Consider the following 1,536-nt stretch of genomic DNA (forward strand, 5'->3'; position numbering starts at 1 on the left):
TTACTTCAACAAGAAAGGCGATAACCTTTATTAAGCTATCGCACCCGTTTCTTGAAAAACTTCTATTCTTATCTCTAATTTCTTCAAAGGTTTCTATAACACGATTGTTTTGGGTTCTATATTCTATTCATTCTTTTTTGAATTTTGATATACTTGTTTTCGTTCAACTCTTATGTTAACCTGCCTCATTACCCTTTTCAAAGTCCTTAAATTCATAAGTTCTAAGTGACTTTTGTTTGAAAGCTATTAAAGACCCAATAAAATATAATATCCCAGCAACCAAATATATCACCTGGACACTAAATACATCTGCTGCAAAACCAACAACTAAAACCATAATACCGTTCCATGGAGTTAGAAAAGCGCTTCTTGCAGCCATTATCCCAGCTCTACGTTTTTCTGGTATAGCGTCCTGCATGATAGCTACCTGGCAAATATCCCTTGCTTGATACATGGGTCCCATAAGTATGCATAAAAGCACAGCAATTATTGGGATGGTTGTGAGTGAGAATAAAATAGTTAACAAACCCATGGAAACCCCACTCATTCCAATCATAATTCCAATTTTATTTTCTAATATTTTAGCATTAAAAGTAACAATAAAGCTTCCGAGTATAGCGCCAACGAAATACCCCGCATTAATAAAACCCCACCACTCATCTCCAGCATTTAAAACAACAGTGGTAAACGCTAATAGGAGTGCCGAGGTCCATATAGCATTTGAGATACCCTCAATTGTTTCCATAATAGTTATTCCTCTTACAACAGGAATACGCCAAACTTCCTTCCAAGCAGGTGTTCTTTTTTCATTTTTATTAACAGATATTTCTTTTTCCTCAATTTTCATAAAGTAAACAAGTAGACCAGAAAGCATAAAAGAAACTGCAATGATAGCAATAATAATCGGATACCAAACGAAGGCTGCCAGTACACCTCCTAACCCCCAGCCTGCAACCATTAACAATTGTTGAACCATAACAAGCGTTCCGTTCGCTTTAATATATTGCTCCCTCGGTATAATCAAAGGCAAAATAGCAAATCTCGCTGGCTGATACCATGCCCCAACAAAAGAATACATAGAAATAGAAAGAAACAATAAGATGAGTCCTATTATACTTTCAATATATATGAAGCCACCAATAGCAATTACTAAAATGCCTCGTATAACTCCCGCACTATGCATAACTTTCCTCATTGAATAGTTGTCGATTATTCTGGAGACTATTAGGCTACTGATAAATGAAGAAAGTGACATAAATGCAAATACAGACGCCGCCCCAAGTACAGATTCTGTTAACCGATAAACTTCTAGCATTACCACTACACTTAGTAAGATTTGTGCTAAGGAATTCAAAGTTTGAGAAGACCAAAGCTTTAAAAAGTTAGGCTGCTTCCATAATTGATTACTATTTATTGTCATAAAGCCTTCTCCTCTTTTCAATTAAACTCTTCTGCTCCTTTAGTTTAACATCATCTTCCAATAAGTGGGTATAAAAAAACGAGCCATCTTTTACAGCCCGTAATTTTACTAACGCT

General features: G+C 35.7%; 1 protein-coding gene. It reads right to left on the reverse strand.

Annotation, left to right across the window (positions count from 1 at the left end):
- Positions 1-175: 175 nt before the first annotated feature.
- Positions 176-1,420 carry an MFS transporter gene (locus JCM9157_RS22975; protein WP_052013333.1) on the reverse strand — a complete coding sequence of 415 codons (1,245 nt, stop codon included), beginning with the start codon at positions 1,418-1,420 and terminating at the stop codon, positions 176-178.
- Positions 1,421-1,536 lie beyond the last annotated feature (116 nt).

Origin of the sequence: Halalkalibacter akibai JCM 9157 (assembly GCF_000513135.1) — a bacterium.
In the GTDB taxonomy this organism is placed as follows: domain Bacteria; phylum Bacillota; class Bacilli; order Bacillales; family Bacillaceae_D; genus Halalkalibacter; species Halalkalibacter akibai.